The sequence below is a fragment of the Mizugakiibacter sediminis genome (genome assembly GCF_000953855.2).
Taxonomy (GTDB): Bacteria; Pseudomonadota; Gammaproteobacteria; order Xanthomonadales; family Rhodanobacteraceae; genus Mizugakiibacter; species Mizugakiibacter sediminis.
In genome coordinates this window covers 93,168-109,272 of record NZ_DF970243.1, presented here as the reverse complement: position 1 = coordinate 109,272, position 16,105 = coordinate 93,168, and the positions used below count along the sequence as shown (strand labels likewise).

The 16,105-nt window shown below is 65.6% G+C and carries 9 protein-coding genes; 1 reads left to right on the top strand and 8 read right to left on the bottom strand.

Features of this window, described 5'->3' with window-relative positions; all coding sequences use genetic code 11:
• Positions 1 to 926: 926 nt before the first annotated feature.
• From MBSD_RS15225 to MBSD_RS12995, 5 genes are all read right to left on the bottom strand, one after another.
• On the bottom strand, positions 927 to 1,139 hold the full coding sequence (locus tag MBSD_RS15225) for a hypothetical protein (protein ID WP_148667889.1): 213 nt from the start codon (positions 1,137 to 1,139) through the stop codon (positions 927 to 929).
• Positions 1,140 to 1,342: 203 nt separating this feature from the next.
• Entirely contained in the window at positions 1,343 to 2,341 is a 999-nt protein-coding gene (locus MBSD_RS13010) for an RHS repeat-associated core domain-containing protein (RefSeq protein ID WP_237071812.1), read from the bottom strand.
• Between the two features lie 42 nt (positions 2,342 to 2,383).
• The gene (locus MBSD_RS13005; RefSeq protein WP_187300684.1) at positions 2,384 to 7,702 is read right to left on the bottom strand and encodes an RHS repeat protein; all 5,319 of its coding nucleotides are present in this window, start codon (positions 7,700 to 7,702) and stop codon (positions 2,384 to 2,386) included.
• Positions 7,703 to 7,881: 179 nt separating this feature from the next.
• Positions 7,882 to 10,623, bottom strand: coding sequence for a preprotein translocase subunit SecA (gene secA / locus MBSD_RS13000; RefSeq protein WP_062537727.1), 2,742 nt, complete (start codon positions 10,621 to 10,623; stop codon positions 7,882 to 7,884).
• A gap of 167 nt (positions 10,624 to 10,790) precedes the next feature.
• Positions 10,791 to 11,720: a M23 family metallopeptidase gene (locus MBSD_RS12995; protein WP_062537726.1), complete on the bottom strand. Its 930-nt coding sequence runs from the start codon at positions 11,718 to 11,720 to the stop codon at positions 10,791 to 10,793.
• A gap of 87 nt (positions 11,721 to 11,807) precedes the next feature.
• On the opposite strand from MBSD_RS12995, the gene MBSD_RS12990 reads away from it, so the two are divergent.
• Positions 11,808 to 12,215 (top strand): DciA family protein, encoded by a 408-nt coding sequence (locus tag MBSD_RS12990; RefSeq protein WP_187300682.1) that lies wholly within the window; start codon positions 11,808 to 11,810, stop codon positions 12,213 to 12,215.
• 114 nt (positions 12,216 to 12,329) lie between these two features.
• On the opposite strand, the gene lpxC is transcribed toward MBSD_RS12990, so the two are convergent.
• From lpxC to ftsA, 3 genes are all read right to left on the bottom strand, one after another.
• Entirely contained in the window at positions 12,330 to 13,241 is a 912-nt protein-coding gene (lpxC, locus tag MBSD_RS12985) for a UDP-3-O-acyl-N-acetylglucosamine deacetylase (RefSeq protein ID WP_062537724.1), read from the bottom strand.
• A gap of 330 nt (positions 13,242 to 13,571) precedes the next feature.
• Entirely contained in the window at positions 13,572 to 14,753 is a 1,182-nt protein-coding gene (gene ftsZ / locus MBSD_RS12980; RefSeq protein WP_062537723.1) for a cell division protein FtsZ, read from the bottom strand.
• A gap of 115 nt (positions 14,754 to 14,868) precedes the next feature.
• The gene (gene ftsA, locus MBSD_RS12975) at positions 14,869 to 16,104 is read right to left on the bottom strand and encodes a cell division protein FtsA (protein ID WP_062537722.1); all 1,236 of its coding nucleotides are present in this window, start codon (positions 16,102 to 16,104) and stop codon (positions 14,869 to 14,871) included.
• Between the last annotated feature and the right edge of the window lies 1 nt (position 16,105).

Sequence of the window (16,105 nt, the reverse complement as noted above, 5' to 3'; positions counted from 1 at the left end):
TGGCGTCGGTCACCGCCACCGGGCTGCCCAGGGCGTCCGTGTGGCAGTAGACCACCGTTTCCGCCCCGGCGTCGGTGGCGTGGCTGCCGAGCAGCAGCAGCGCCAGGCAAACCAGCGCGCGGCCGATGCGGTCCATGACGTGTCCTTTCGTATCCATGGGTAGGCGCTCCCTCGCCGCTTACCGGATCGGTCCGGGCGGGTCGGTGTTCGTGTAGTTAGGCGCCGATGTCCAGGCCGAGCAGCCCGCGGCGTTGCACGCACGCCGCACCGCAGCGTGAGCGTCATGCCGAGCGCCGGAAAGCTCATGCTGGTGGCGGTGGTCGAACCGATCGACGCACCCCCTGCCTGCTTCTGCACGTCGTAGGAAGCCGCCCCCGTCACTGCCTTCCAACTGATGGTGTAGGACACGCCATGCACGTAGGACGGCGCCGTGACCGAGGCTGGCGCCGCAGGGGGCAACACCGTAACGGTCAACGTCGCGGAGCTTTGCGCACCGCAGCCGCCCGCGTTGCACGCCCACACCGCGTAGGTGTAGGAACCATTGCCCTTGCCGCTGGTGCTCCACGAGGCCTCGCAGGGTGGGAGTATCCCGCCTGCTGCGCTCGCCTCGCTCAGATAGCGAGGCTTGTCGCCACCTCGTCTCGACAGGCGGGATATTCCCGCCCTACGCGGGCTGCGCCTGGACACGCCCGACCCGCTCTATGCTGCCGTCGACGCCGAGCCGCAGCGCCAGCGCACGGGCGGCAGCGAGGAATAGGACCGACCGGGTTGCCGTTCGTGACGGCCCGTTGACGCGGGTGTCGGGCAGTTACTCAATTTTTACAGCCTGGGCCGCTTCAACGGGTCAGTAGTGCACTTCGTTGTTGCCCCCTCCGGTGTTGCGCGTGGAGCTTGAAACGATCGACTCATTTCCGTTCTTGCACCAATTACTTTATCGTCGACACCTGCATAACAACCGGAAAGATGTCCCCCGCAGTGGTTGCTTGTTGCAATTTCCCAACCACAGTCACATGACGCCCATCAGAAATCGGAAGCGAGCCGATAGGAAGATAGAGTTGCACTTCTGACACACCCGTCACCGCGTCAAATTGATCTGAGCCGCGAACATCTATTTCTTTGTCTAGGACGAGAACGAACACCGCGATCTTCTTGTCAGTCTCTGGATCACCAAAATTGGGTGGGCCATACGTCCATGTTGTTTTAATCGATCCACGCAAGGTAGTAACACATGGCTGGTAACAGTACCCCGAATCTGCCGCTACCGGTCTAGAGGCTGCAACGCGTTGGTCGCATCCAATCAGCATCCAAAGAGCGGTGCCCGCCAACAGAAGAGTTCTCGCCTTCATTGTGAGAATGCCCCCAGCCCAAAGTTGTAGATCTCCGCCGCACCACCATTATTAAACCCTTCCTTTGCCTTGATTGCTTCAATTGCCCCTCTCAATTGAGAAGGAGTTAAGGAGTTGATTGTTGCGCTCGCAGACACCCCAGTATGCTTCATTATGAAGGATGCGTAACTCCGTGGATCATTGGAATCGCTGCTGGGCGCGAAGCGTTGAATTGCTTGCCCGATAGTGTCATTCCCATAAACGGACAACAGTGTGTTTTCGAGCGCACGATCTCCGACACCAATAGATGAGAAAATGGCGAAAGGTTGTTTCTCTGTAACTCTGTCGTTCGGACCCGTGGGCGAGTAGTCCCACCCAAGTGCTAAACGGGTGCTAGCCGCATTTTTGCTTCCCCTGCGCAAATCACCCGGATTATTGTCACGCCATGGACGACTCCCGGTTCTCCGCTCAACGGCGCCGTCCGCATACTGAATGTATGTAGTGCGACCCGAATTGAACGCACGCACCGCTGTGACAGACGCGGCCGTGACCATCGTCGTCGTCGTGCCGGTGCTTGCACAGTTACCATTGCTATCCTCAATATGCGAACCCGTGCATCGTCCATCGGGATCATAGTAGCGGTAGGGATTGTCGTTGGCGTACCTGAAACGGTTGAAGTTCGCCCCGCTACTGCCACTTGCCGCCACCGGATCCGCACTCAAAAACCTCCCCAGCACCGGGTCGTAGTACCGCTGCTGCGCGTACACGAGTCCGGTCGCCGCGTCGGTTTCGTGCCCCGTGTAGCCCGGTCCGTCGTGCAGCGGCCGGTTGAGGGTGTCGCCGTACGGCGCGTACTGCGTGCGCTCGATGACGTTGCGGCTAGCGTCGGTCACCGCCACCGGGCTGCCCAAGGCGTCCGTGTGGTAGTAGACCACCGTTTCCGCCCGGATGCCGGCGGCGTGGCTGCCGAACAGCAGCAGCGCCAGACAAACCAGCGTGCGGCCGATGCGGTCCATGACGTGTCCTTTCGTATCCATGGGTAGGCGCTCCCTCGCCGCTTACTGGATCGGCCCGGGCGGGTCGGTGTTCGTATAGTTCGGCGCCGATGTCCAGGCCGAGCAGCCCGCCGCATTGCACGCGCGAACGCCATACCGCAGCGTCTGCGTCATGCTGGGCGCCGGAAAACTCATGCTGGTGGCGGTGGTCGAACCGATCGACGCACCACCCACCTGCTTCTGCACGTCGTAGGAAGTCGCCCCCGTCACTGCCGTCCAACTGATCGTGTAGGACACGCCATGCACGTAGGACGGCGCCGTGACCGAGGCTGGCGCCGCAGGGGGCAACACCGTAACGGTCAACGTCGCGGAGCTTTGCGCACCGCAGCCGCCCGCGTTGCAGGCCCATACGGCGTAGGTGTAGGAACCATTGCCCTTGCCGCTGGTGCTCCACGAAGTGATCGCACCGCTCGCGACGGTGGCCAGCGCGCCGCCGTTCACGCCCTGCTTGAGCGTGTAGTAGGTGGCGCCTGACACCGAAGTCCAAGTCAACGTATAGCTGCCGGTGGAGCTGCTGGATGGCCCACTGAGCGTGGGCACTGCAGAAGGTGGAATGGTCACGGATACCGTTACCTGGCTGCTTGCCGGGCTGCATCCGCCGGCATTGCAGGCATATACCACGTAGGCGTAGGTTCCGGTCCCCACGCCGCTGGCGGACCAGGACGTACCTGTGCTGTTGTACACGGCCGTCCATGCACCGCCATTGATGCTCTGGTTCAACTGATAACGTGTCGCGCCAGTGACCGTCGTCCAGCTCAGCGTGTAGCTGCCGGTGCTGTTGCTGGATGGGCCGCTCAGCGTTGACGCCGTGCCAGGCGGGAGCGTCACGACCACGCTGGCCCATGCACTCCAAGGACTGCAACCGCCTGCATTGCAGGCAGCGACCGAATAGGTATAGGTGCCTGAAGTCTTTCCGCTGGCCGTCCAAGCGTTGATCGCCCCGTTGGCGACCTCCGTCCAGGTGCCGCCGTTCGTGCTCTCGCTCAATACATAGCTCGTTGCCCCGGCAACGGAGCCCCAACTGACCGTGTAACCGCCGGTATTGTTACTCGCCGGGACGTTGAGGCTGGGCGCGCTGCTCGGCGGAAGCGTCACTGCTACCGCGCCAGAAGCGATGTAGCCGCTACAGAAATCCGCGCAAGCTTTGACCCGATACTGGTAGCTCCCACTAGCTGGCACGCTGACCGTCGTCGACGTGGCACCGCCGCTGTACTTCTGCGTCCAGGCGCCGCCGTTGGCGCTTTCCTCCAGCACATAGCGGGTAGCACCGCTTGATGCCACCCAACTGACCGCAAAGGAGGCCTGGTTAGAGGTGGATGGCACGCTGATCGAAGCCGGCGCAGGCGGAGGCTGCAGGTTGCGGGTGACTTTGGCCACCAGACTACCGCCAAGGTAGATGTAATCGCTGTCGGTCTTGGCCGCGACGTCCCATTCGTACATCAGTGGGCCACCCTTGCCGTAGTCGAAGTAGGTGACGGCCCCTGAAGCTGCGTCGGTCTTCTGCACACGCAGACCCGCGGCATCGTACAGGTAGCTCTCCTTGCCCGTGACTGCGCGCAGGCGATTGGCCTGGTCGAAGGCAATCGTCTGGCCACCGCGATTGGTCAGATTGCCGCGGGCGTCATAGCCGAAACTGAGCGTCTGGGTGCCGCTGACGCTGCCGAGGCGGTTGCTGGCGTCGTACACGTAGGTGTACTGGCTCAGGCTGCCGACGCGCGCGCTGCGGATGTTGTCCAACGGATCGTAGGCATAGACGGCCTGGTTGTCGCCACCGAACATGGGCGATGCCGTGACGGTGAGACGGTCGAGACCGTCGTAGGTCATGTCGCGATTGCCGATGTTGCCGGGCAGGCCATCGGTGATCGCGGCGACATTGCCGTTGGCGTCGTAGTCGTAGGCGTCGTCCAGCACGGCAGTGCCGCCGTAGCTGTCCGTGCTGCGGTCCGGCAGCTGGCGGGCGTTTTGCGCCATCGCGTGCACGATGCCGTTGCCGTAGGTGAACTGCTTGATGCCGCCGTTCGGGTAATAGCTGACGCCAGTGGCGTAGCTGCCGGCCTGCTTGGGTTGGCCCAAGGCGTTAGGCGCATAGCTGACCACGCGCCCGCTCGGGTAAGTATGCGATGCCAGGTGGCCGTTCGCGTCATAGGCGTAGCGGATCACGCGACTGGAAATGCCCGGAACGCTGAGCGTCTCCGAAGTCAGGAAGCGGCGCTTGTTGTAGGCATAGCTGGTGACGACGGGACTGCCGCCGTTCTCCACGCGCGCCGACGACAAGGCTCCATCGGCCTCGTAGCTATAGGTGGTGTCGCTGATGCCGTCGGGATAGGTGATGCCGGTGAGACGGTTGCGCAAGTCATAGCTGCGCGTGATGGTGGTACCTGCCGGCACGCTGCTGCGATCGCAGGTCGTGCCGGTGAGTGTCGTGCCTGGTGCGGTCCAGGCGAGGTTGCCGGCAGCGTCGTAGTCCATCAGCGTCGCGCCGGTCTCCGGCTCGATCACCTTGCAGAGCAGTTGGTTGCCGTCGTAGACGTAGCGACGTGTCGCCGACACCGTACCGCCGCCATAACTGCCCGAGCGTGTCAGCGCGAGCGGCTTGCCGAACACGTCGCGGGTGATCGTCGTGGTCGCCCCCTCCGGAGCCTGGATCAGCACGGGCCGGCTGGTGTCGGGGGTGTCGAAGGCCTGGAAACTGGTGGTCGTGGCGTAGCCACGCGGATTGGTAACCTTGACCTTGAGGCCGGAAAGGTAGCTTGTGGTGGTCGTCAATGCGCCGAGTTCGGAGTCCTGCGTCACTTGGGTTGGACGGCCCAACGCATCGTAGGTCGTGTGCATTCCCGAAGCATTCGGCGTCTTGGTCGGATCTGCCCAGGTGCTCGTAACCGCCTGGTCGAACGAACGCTGGGGACAGGACGAAAACGTGACGTTACCGTTCGCGTCGTAGCGAATCACCGCTTGGCTCAAGGTGTTATTGACATCGTTGATGTCATACCGCTGTTTGATGACGGGACGCCACAGCGCGTCGTACAGCGTCTCCGTCATCGAATTACCAGTGATGATGCGCTGACGCCAGTGACCGGCTGGCAACCCGTCCGCCGCCGGGTAGCCGGCACTGAACGAAATCTGGGTCTGGTTCCACGCCGTGCTGTCGCCCGAGGGATAGGTGATCAGGTTCACCCGCCCCATCGCGTCGTAGCCATAGTTGGTCGTGAAGCCGTTCTCATCGGTCAGCGAGGTAATCCAGCCCGCGTCGTTGACGACCGCGCTTTCACCCTTGCCGTCAGCGTAGGCGACGCTGCGTGGAAGGCCGCGGTACCAGCTGTTCAGGGTTGTCGCGTGACTGTTGCCGTCGGTGACCGAAGCCAGCGTGCCGTCGGCGTTGTAGCTGTTGGTCGCCTTGAGCTTGCCGAAGGCGTAGGTGCGGATCGGCAGCGCCGTGGTCGCGTCGTAATCGATCTGCTCGACCACTGCACTGGTGTTGCTATTGGTGACCTTGGCCACCTGGCCGATCACCCATTTGGCGAGATTGGTCGAATACGTCGTGACGTCGGTCCGCGTGTAACCCAACGAACTCGACTTCGTCACGCTGACGGGGCTGGCGAACGCGTCGTAACCGTTGGTCGTGGCAGTGAACGTCGCACCGTCCTGCGCCGTGACGGTCGAACGCACGGGGCGCAAGCGCCCCACCAGCGGGTTTATGTACGTCGACAGCAGCGATACGCCCACATTGCCCGGAAACGGCTGACTGGAAACCTCGCCATTGCCCACATAGGTATTCGTCACCGTCTTCAATGCGGCGCCTGCCGGCGTGTCGAACTCAGTCGACAGCAACCAACCTTCATTGCAGGCGTACTCGGCGCCGAACTGGTACTTCGTGATGCCAGTCGGCCCGTTGACCACGACCCACTTTGAGTCGGAGTAGTCGGCGCAGCCACCCGGGGGAATATAGGTCTCGGTGCTGGAATCGTAGGGACCGGGAGCCGTCGCATCGACGTAAGGCCCGCCTGACTCGGCGAAGGTGTACGTCCATGCGAGCGACCCCAAGCCGGGTCCCGTCACTGTCTTCGACTGGATCGTAAAATTGTCGAAGAAATCGTAGACCTCGGGATACAGGTGGTTCGGATTGCCATCGAAGCATGATTTCGGCACGCCGTCGCGATAGTGGCGGCGGTACGAAAAAGCATATGTGGCGGTGGCTCCAGATGGCGCACCAACGGCATAAGTGAAGCTGCCGGTATTGGGATCCCTGTTTATCTGGCAATGATTGTTGGGCGGCGTGTAGTCACCGCTACCCTCGCCACCCGAATCGATGGCCTTTTGGGTGACCAACGAACCGGACACAGTGGCGTAGGTCCATTGCGACCCATCCGGCCGCGTCACCGAGCTGAGCGAACTTCCCGAGTAGCCGTAGGCCCATGTCCCTAGGGCGCTCGTTGCCGAAACCGCAGTATTGCCCGACCAGGTAATGTCGATCGTGCGACCATCATTGGATGCGATGCGCGTGAGGTGGTCGCCGCTGTAGGTGTAGGTCACCCAGTTGCCGAAGCGGTCATCGATCCGCGATACGAGGAAAAACACGCGGCTGCGTGGCAGAAACAGCGTGTAGCCGCCCGGGAGCACACCCCTCAGCTTCAGGTCGGGCGCGGCCCGCACCACCACATAGTCGAACGTATAACGGACGCCCGACGGTGATACGGCGACGAAGGCTTCGCCTGGATATCCATTCTTGGTCGAGGCGAGGCACGTGATCTGGTAGTAGCCCTTGGTGACCCAAGGGTAAGTCTTCCCGTCGGCCACCTTGGGCAGCTTGGCCTCGGTATTCTGCAGCATCTCTTCGCTGCCGCTGCCTGGGATGTGCAGGAAATTGCCATTCCAGACCTGTTCGTCATCGGCGGTGTAAGTGGCCGGGTATGTGATCGACGTATTCGGGGGGGCAGGATTCGTGCAGCGGTCGTACCCGTTATCCGTTCTGACCTTCCAGCCATTTTCCTGGGTGAAGGTGCCCTCGATGTACGCCACGTCCAGGTCCCAGTCTCCGAACCCGTAGAGATTCCCCGGGTCCTTGCGGCGGTCCTCGACCTTGAATCGACGGCGCAGCTGCACCGGCAAGCTGCTGTTGCCGGGAATGTCCATGTCGACGACGTCGAACTCGGTGGCGCCGTTGTACAGGCTCACCTGGTCGCCGAAGACATCGGACTTGAGCGGCGTAACGTCTTCAGCTGCGCGCAATCGCTTGCCGAACTCCTCGTAGGGTTCGACACCGTCTGCGGTCTGGGCGTGGGCGGTCAGCGATGTGACCGCGAAGACAAACAGGAACGCGAGCACGCTCCTTGTGCGCATAAGCCTTCCATCCCCGTTGAATTGGCAGGGTGAAGGTATTGCGGTTCCCGCACCCGATCACGCCGCAACGCAACATTGGCTGGCTAGCGCCGTACACGATGCGGAGACCCCAAACAAAAAGGCGGCCATCGGCCGCCTTTTTCACAACTTATGAGTCGAATACCTCAGGCCAGCCGCCCGTGGCACTGCTTGTACTTCTTGCCGGAACCGCACGGGCAGGGATCGTTGCGGCCGACCTTGGGGCCTTCGCGCATCACCGGCACGTGCTGCGCGGCGATGGCGGCGGGATCGCCGTCGGGCGCCTGGGCGGCGGCGGCCGGCTCGACGGCGAAGCCGCTGGCCTCGGCGTGCTGGAACTCCAGCGGCGCTCGCTCGCTCTGCCGGCGCTGCTGCTCTTCCAGCGCCTGCACTTCCTCCTCGCTGCGCACGCGGATGCGCGCCAGGATCTGGGTGGTTTCGCGCTTGATACGGTCGAGCATGGTGGAGAACAGCGCGAACGCCTCGGTCTTGAACACCTGCTTGGGCTGCTGCTGCGCGTAGCCGCGCAGGTAGATGCCCTGGCGCAGGTAGTCCATGCTGGCGAGGTGCTCCTTCCAGGCGTTGTCGAGCACGGACAGCATGACGTGGCGTTCCAGCGCGCGCATCACCTCGCTGCCGACCGCCGCCTCCTTGTCGCGGAACAGCCGCTCGGCGGCCTCCCGCACGTGCGCGTGGATCGCCTCGGCGTCGACGTCGCCCTGCTGCTCGACCCAGCGCTGCAGGTCGAGATGCAGGCCGAAGTCGGCTTCCAGCGCCTTCTCCAGACCCGGCACGTCCCACTGCTCGTCGATGCTCTGCGCCGGCACGTGCTGCTGCACCAGATCCTCGAACACGTCGCGGCGGATGTCGGCGACGGTGGCGGAGACGTCCTCGGCGTCGAGCAGCTCGTTGCGCTGCTCGTAGATCACCTTGCGCTGGTCGTTGGCGGTGTCGTCGAACTCGAGCAGGTGCTTGCGGATGTCGAAGTTGTGCTGCTCGACCTTGCGCTGCGCCTTCTCGATCTGCCGGCTGACCATGCGGTCTTCCAGCGCGTCGTCCTCCTTCATGCCGAACGCGCGCATCCAGCGGCCGACCCAGTCGCCGGCGAAGATGCGCATCAGGTTGTCCTCGAGGCTCAGGTAGAAGCGCGAGGAGCCCGGATCGCCCTGGCGGCCGGAGCGGCCGCGCAACTGGTTGTCGATGCGCCGCGACTCGTGGCGTTCGGTGCCGACGATGTGCAGGCCGCCGGCGGCCAGCACCTGCTCGTGGCGGCGTTGCCACTCGGCGCGCACCTGCGCGCGTTCGGTTTCGGAAGCCTCCGCCGGCAGCGCGGCCAGCTCGGCTTCCAGGCTGCCGCCGAGCACGATGTCGGTGCCGCGGCCGGCCATGTTGGTGGCGATGGTGACCGCTTTCGGCCGGCCGGCCTGGGCGACGATGTGCGCTTCGCGCTCGTGTTGCTTGGCGTTCAGCACCTGGTGCGGGATGCCGGCCTGCTGCAGGCGCTGCGAGAGCAGCTCGGACGTCTCGATCGAGGTGGTGCCGACCAGCACCGGCTGGCCGCGCGCGTGGCAGTCCTTGATGTCTTCCAGCACCGCCTTGAACTTGGCTTCCTGGGTGAGGAACACCAGGTCCGCGTGGTCCTTGCGGATCATCGGCCGGTGGGTGGGGATCACCACCACCTCGAGGCCGTAGATCTGCTGGAACTCGTAGGCTTCCGTGTCCGCCGTGCCGGTCATGCCGGCCAGCTTTTTGTACATGCGGAACAGGTTCTGGAAGGTGATCGTCGCCAGCGTCTGGTTCTCGCGCTGGATCGGCACGCCCTCCTTCGCCTCCACCGCCTGGTGCAGGCCGTCCGACCAGCGTCGGCCCGGCAGCGTGCGACCGGTGAACTCGTCGACGATGATCACCTCGCCGTCGCGCACGATGTAGTCGACGTCGCGGTGGTACAGCGCGTGCGCGCGCAGTCCGGCATTGAGGTGATGCACCACCGCCAGGTTCTTGGCGTCGTACAGGCTGGAGTCGGCATCGATCACGCCGTCGGCGCGCAGCAGCTGCTCGGCGCGCTCCATGCCGTCCTCGGACAGGTGCACCTGCTTCTGCTTTTCGTCGACCCAGTAATCGCCCGGGCCGTCTTCCTTCTCCTGCCGCTGCAGCCGCGGCACCACCTTGTTCACCTTGATGTAGAGCTGCGGCGAATCCTCGGCGGGGCCGGAGATGATCAGCGGCGTGCGCGCCTCGTCGATCAGGATCGAATCGACCTCGTCGACGATCGCGTAGTGCAGTCCGCGCTGGTAGCGCTGATCCTTCGACAGCGCCATGTTGTCGCGCAGATAGTCGAAACCGAATTCGTTGTTGGTGCCGTAGGTGATATCGGCTGCGTAGGCGGCCTTCTTGTCTTCGTACGGCATGCCCGGGTAGACCACGCCGACGCTGAGGCCGAGGAAGTTGTAGACCTTGCCCATCCAGGCGGCGTCGCGCTTGGCCAGGTAGTCGTTGACGGTGACCACGTGCACGCCCTTGCCTTCCAGCGCGTTCAGGTACACCGGCAACGTCGCCACCAGGGTCTTGCCCTCGCCGGTGCGCATCTCGGCGATCTTGCCCATGTGCAGCACCATGCCGCCGATCAGCTGCACGTCGTAGTGGCGCAGGCCGAGCACGCGGCGCGAAGCCTCGCGCACCACGGCGAAGGCTTCCGGCAGCAGCGCATTCAGCGTCTCGCCGTCGGCCAGGCGCCGGCGGAACTCGGCGGTCTTGCCGCGCAGCGCGCCGTCGTCGAGCTTCTGCAGCTCGGGTTCCAGCGCGTTGATGCGGGCCACGCTCTTGCGCAGCTGGTGCACCACGCGCTCGTTGCGGCTGCCAAACAGGCTCGTCAGGACACGGTTCAACATCGGCGGTGCGCAGGCCAGGCAATGGAGGGAATGGGCGCCCGACGCCGCGGACGCGAAACCGCAATGATACTACGCGGCGCTCGCCAGGCCCGCAAAGGCATGGCGACGCGAGGGCGGGGTTTCAACCCCGGCGGAGATGGGACCGGCCGCGCGCAGCCGGGTTCCGCTCAGCGGTGACTGCGCACGTAGGCCAGCGGATTGACCGGGCGGCCCTCGTACCACACCTCGAAATGCACGTGCGGGCCGGTGGAGCGGCCGGTGGAACCGACGTCGGCGATCACTTCGCCGGCATGCACGCGCTGGCCCGGATGCACCAGCAGCTTGCTGGCGTGCGCATAGCGCGTCATGTAGCCGTTGCCGTGATCGACCTCGACCACGTTGCCGTAGCCGGAGCGCGTGCCGGCGTAGGTCACGACGCCCTCGGCCACCGCGTGGATCCCGGTGCCCCGCGGCGCGTCGATGTCGAGGCCGGCGTGGAAGCCGCGTTCGCCGGTGAACGGGTCGGGACGGCCGCCGAAATAGGAGGCGATGTAGCCCGGCACCGGCATGCCGGCGGGGCGCAGGGCGGAATCGACCTTGCGGTCGAGCAGCAGGTTCTCGAGCACGTCGAGCTGCGCCTGCTGGCGGTCGAACTGGGTGCGCAGGTCGTCGATCGAGCGGCCCAGGCTCTGCGGCAACGCATAGCCTTCGCCGGTGCTGATCTCGGGGCCGCCGACCGCCGGGGCCTGATCGAAATCGAATTCGCCGCCGCCGACCTTGCCGGCCTCGGCGAGGCGTTCGCCCAGCGCATCCAAGCGCATCGCCTGCGCCTGCAGGCGGCCGAGCTGCACCGCCATCGCATTCATGTCGCGTTCGGCGCTGCGCTGGACCTCGCCGAGCTGCGCGCGCTGCTGCCCGACCTGCGCCTTCAGCGCCGCGATCTCCGCCAGCGCGCGATCGCGCGGGCTGGCCAGCCACAACGCCAGCCCCGCGCCGAGGCCGGCGCAGGCCAGCACGGCGGAGACGACACCGATCGCGATGCGGCGGCGCACGCGCGCGCAGGTGAGATCGACGGTTTTCGGCGGCTTCGTGGACCTGGAGACGAGTAAGATGTTCATGCGCACACGTTCGAGAAGGTTTCCGCCGTGCAGCCGTCGTCCCCTTCCCGTCGCAAGCCCCCCGGGCCGGTGCCCGTCGGGGAATGCATGTCCGTCGCGGCGTTGGTCGAACGCGCGCGCGAACTGGACCGGATGGACCAGCGACTGCGCCAGACGCTGCCCGCCCCGCTCCGCGATCAGGTCAGGTTCGCGGACGTGCGCAACGGTCGCGTCGTTTTCCTGGCGTCCTCGTCGGCCTGGGCTTCGAAGCTGCGCCTGGCTCAGGCGCAAATCCTCTCCGCCGCGCGCACGCTGGGCGTGCGTGCCGAGTCGGTTACCGTGAAAGTGGCTCCCCTGCCGTCCGTTCCCCCGGAGCCGGCCGAGCGCAAGCCTCTTTCGCCTGCTGCCGCCCGCCACCTGCAGGCTGCGGCAAAGTCCCTCACAGACCCGGAACTGCGGGCCTTGTTCCTGGAACTGGCGTCCTTCGCCGAATCGTCTTCCCCGCGCGGACGCTGAGGTCCGCCCCCACTGGCGACGGGATTGCCCCGCCGCATACCGCTTGTTGTTGTATCGACTATCCCCGATGACGCCCGCCGGTTCCCGGATGGGCGTCACAAATGTCAGGGGATGTTACACCGCCTGTGCCGGATGGGCATAGGAGATCGGTGCCGCCTCGGGATCCTTGAAGATCACCTCTTCCCACGCCTCGGCGTCGGCCATGAGGGCGCGCAGCAGGCGGTTGTTGAGCTCGTGGCCCGACTTGTGGCCGAAGAAGGCGCCGATCAGGCTGTGGCCCAGCAGATAGAGGTCGCCGATCGCGTCGAGGATCTTGTGTTTGACGAACTCGTCCTCGTAACGCAGGCCGTCCTCGTTCAGCACGCGGTAGTCGTCCAGCACGATCGCGTTGTCCATCGAGCCGCCCAGCGCCAGGTTGCGCTCGCGCAGCATCTCGATGTCGCGCATGAAGCCGAAGGTCCGCGCGCGGCTGACTTCCTTGACGAACGACGTGGTCGAGAAGTCGATCTCGGCCATCGACGTGCGCTTGGTGAAGATCGGATGGTTGAAGTCGATGGAGAAACCCACCTTGAAGCCGTCGAACGGCTCGAAGCGGGCCCACTTGTCGCCGTCCTGCACCTTCACCGGCTTCTTGATGCGGATGAAGCGCTTGGGCGCTTCCTGCTCCTCGATGCCGGCGGACTGCAGCAGGAACACGAAGGGGCCGGCGCTGCCGTCCATGATCGGCACCTCGGGCGCCGACAGGTCGACGTAGGCGTTGTCGATGCCCAACCCGGCCATCGCCGAAAGCAGGTGTTCGACGGTGCCGACGCGCACGCCGTCCTTCACCAGCGTGCTGGAGAGGCGGGTGTCGCCCACGTTTTCGCAGCGGGAGGGAATCTCTACCGGCGGGGTCAGGTCGGTGCGGCGGAACACGATGCCCGTGTCCACCGCCGCGGGTCGCAAGGTCATGTAGACCTTGTCGCCCGTATGCAGACCGACGCCCGTCGCCCGGATGACGTTCTTGAGCGTACGCTGCTTGATCATTTCTAGTTGTAATCCCGTGGGGCAGCAGCAAAAGTGCGCCGGATGCTAGCACACCACCCGGCCCGAAAAATAAACCGGGCAGTCCAAATTCAGACGCCGGTCACGATTTCTTAACTTTTACTCCCCTTCGCACCGGAAGGAAAGTGCCGCGGCCAACCCAAGCGGGCTGACCGCGGCCAAGGCTGCCCCGCCTCCCGGAGGAGGCGGCTGACCGCAGCGGCGGACGGGAAGTGGCCGCTGCGGCGGGATCAAGCCGGCCCGGTCCCCAAGACCGGACCTCATATTGCGGTGACGCGACGGGAGCGCCCGCGAAGGGCGCGTCCGCCCGCTTCAGTCCGCCTGGCGGCGCAGGAACGCCGGGATGTCCAGGTAGTCGATCGTCGGCTCCGGTTTGCCGGCCTCCGCCTGCGGCTCGGCCTGCGTACGCGGCGCGCGCGCCGGGGCGGCGTAGTCCATCACCTCGGTGCCGCTGCCGGTGCGCAACATCACCGGACGCGGACGCGGCGCCGGGGCCGGCTCCTCGCGACGCATCGCCGGCGCATGGCGGGTGGTGACCGCGCGGTTGAGCCCGGTGGCGACCACGGTGACGCGCACGTCGTCCTGCATGTCCGGGTCGAGCGCCGTGCCGATCACCACGGTGGCGTCCTCGCTGGCGAAGTCGTGCACCACGCGGCCGATCTCGTCGAACTCGCGCATGGTCAGGTTCGGACCGGCGGTGACGTTGACCAGGATGCCGCAAGCGCCGGACAGGTTGACGTCCTCCAGCAGCGGGTTGTTGATCGCCGACTCGGCCGCCGCCTGCGCGCGGTCGTCGCCGCGGGCGGTGCCGGTGCCCATCATCGCCATGCCCATCTCGGACATCACCGTGCGCACGTCGGCGAAGTCGACGTTGATCAGGCCCGGACGGGTGATCAGGTCGGCGATGCCCTGCACGGCGCCGAGCAGCACGTCGTTGGCGGCCTTGAAGGCGCTGAGCAGCGTGACCTCGCGGCCGAGCACGGTCAGCAGCTTCTCGTTCGGCACCGTGATCAGCGAGTCGACGTGCTGCTGCAGGTCCTCGATACCCTTCAGCGCCACCTGCATGCGCCGGCGCCCCTCGAACGGGAACGGCTTGGTGACCACCGCCACCGTCAGCACGCCCATCTCCTTGGCCAGCTGTGCCACCACCGGCGCCGCGCCGGTGCCGGTGCCGCCGCCCATGCCGGCGGTGATGAACACCATGTCGGCACCTTCCATCATCTCGACGATGCGCTCGCGGTCCTCGAGCGCGGCCTGGCGGCCGACCTCGGGATTGGCGCCCGCGCCGAGGCCCTTGGTGACGTTGGCGCCCAGCTGCAGGGTCACCTTGGCGCCGGAGTTCTTCAGCGCCTGCGCGTCGGTGTTGGCGCAGATGAACTCGACGCCGTCGATCTGCGAATTGACCATGTGGGCCACGGCGTTGCCGCCACCGCCGCCCACGCCGATCACCTTGATCACCGCATTGGGTGCGAGTTTTTCGACCAGCTCGAACATTTCCCGTCCTCCGTCTTTGCGATCTCGTTGTTGTGATGTCGTCCCGGCCCGCGCTCCTGCGCGGATCGGGCGTGAGGGCGGCGACCTGCACCGCCCGGCGGCGCCTCCTGCGCCGCTAGAAGTTCTTGCTCAGCCAGCCGCGCACACGGCCGATCACGTCGCCGACGCTGCCGGCCACCGGTCCGGGCGCGTGGCGCATGCCGCCCATGCGCGCGCCGTGCAGCAGCAGGCCGACGCCGGTGGCGTGGATCTGGTTGGAGACGACGTCGGCGAGGCCGATCACGTGCTGCGGCATGCCGACGCGCACCATCTTGTGGAAGATCTCCTCGGCCAGTTCGAGCGCGCCTTCCATCTTGGCGGCGCCGCCGCACAGCACGATGCCGGCCGCGACCAGGCTCTCGTAGCCGGAGCGGCGCAGCTCGTCCTGCACCATCTCGAAGATCTCCTCGTAGCGCGCCTGCACCGACTGCGCGAGCGCCTGCCGCGCCAGCCGGCGCGGCGGACGGTCGCCGACGCTGGGCACCTGGATGGTCTCCTCGGCGTGGGCGAGCTGCGCCAGCGCGCAGGCGTACTTGATCTTGATCTCCTCGGCATGCGCGGTCGGCGTGTGCACGCCGTAGGCGATGTCGTTGGTGACCTGGTCGCCGCCGACCGGCAGCGACTTGGTGTAGCGGATGGCGCCCTGCGTGTAGATGGCGATGTCGGTGGTGCCGGCGCCGAGGTCGACCACGCAGACGCCGAGCTCGCGCTCGTCGTCGGTCAGCACCGCCTTGGCGCTGGCGACGGCCGCCGGCACCAGTTCGTCCACCGCCAGCCCGCAACGGTTGATGCACTTGCTGATGTTCTGCACCGCGCTGGCCGCGCCGGTGACCAGGTGCACGCTCGATTCCAGGCGCACGCCGCTCATGCCGACCGGATGGCGGATGCCGTCCTGGCCGTCGATGCGGTACTCCTGCGGCTCCTTGTAGAGCACCTTGCGGTCGGCCGGGATCGCCACCGCGCTGGCCGCTTCCAGCACCTGGTCGAGGTCGCCCGGCGTCACTTCGCGGTCGCGGATCGCCGCGGTGCCGTGCGAGTTCTTGGTCTCGAGATGGCTGCCGGAAATCGAGGCGTACACCGAGCGGATGTCGCAGCCGGCCATCAGCTCGGCTTCCTCCACCGCACGCTGGATCGAGTGCACGGTGGATTCGATGTCGACCACCACGCCGCGCTTCAGCCCGCGCGAGACGTGCGAGCCGATGCCGATCACCTCGACCGGTTCGCCGGGCGCGTACTCGCCGACGATCGCCACCACCTTCGAGGTGCCGATGTCGAGTCCGACCACCAACTGCTTTTCGTTCTTGCGGTTCATG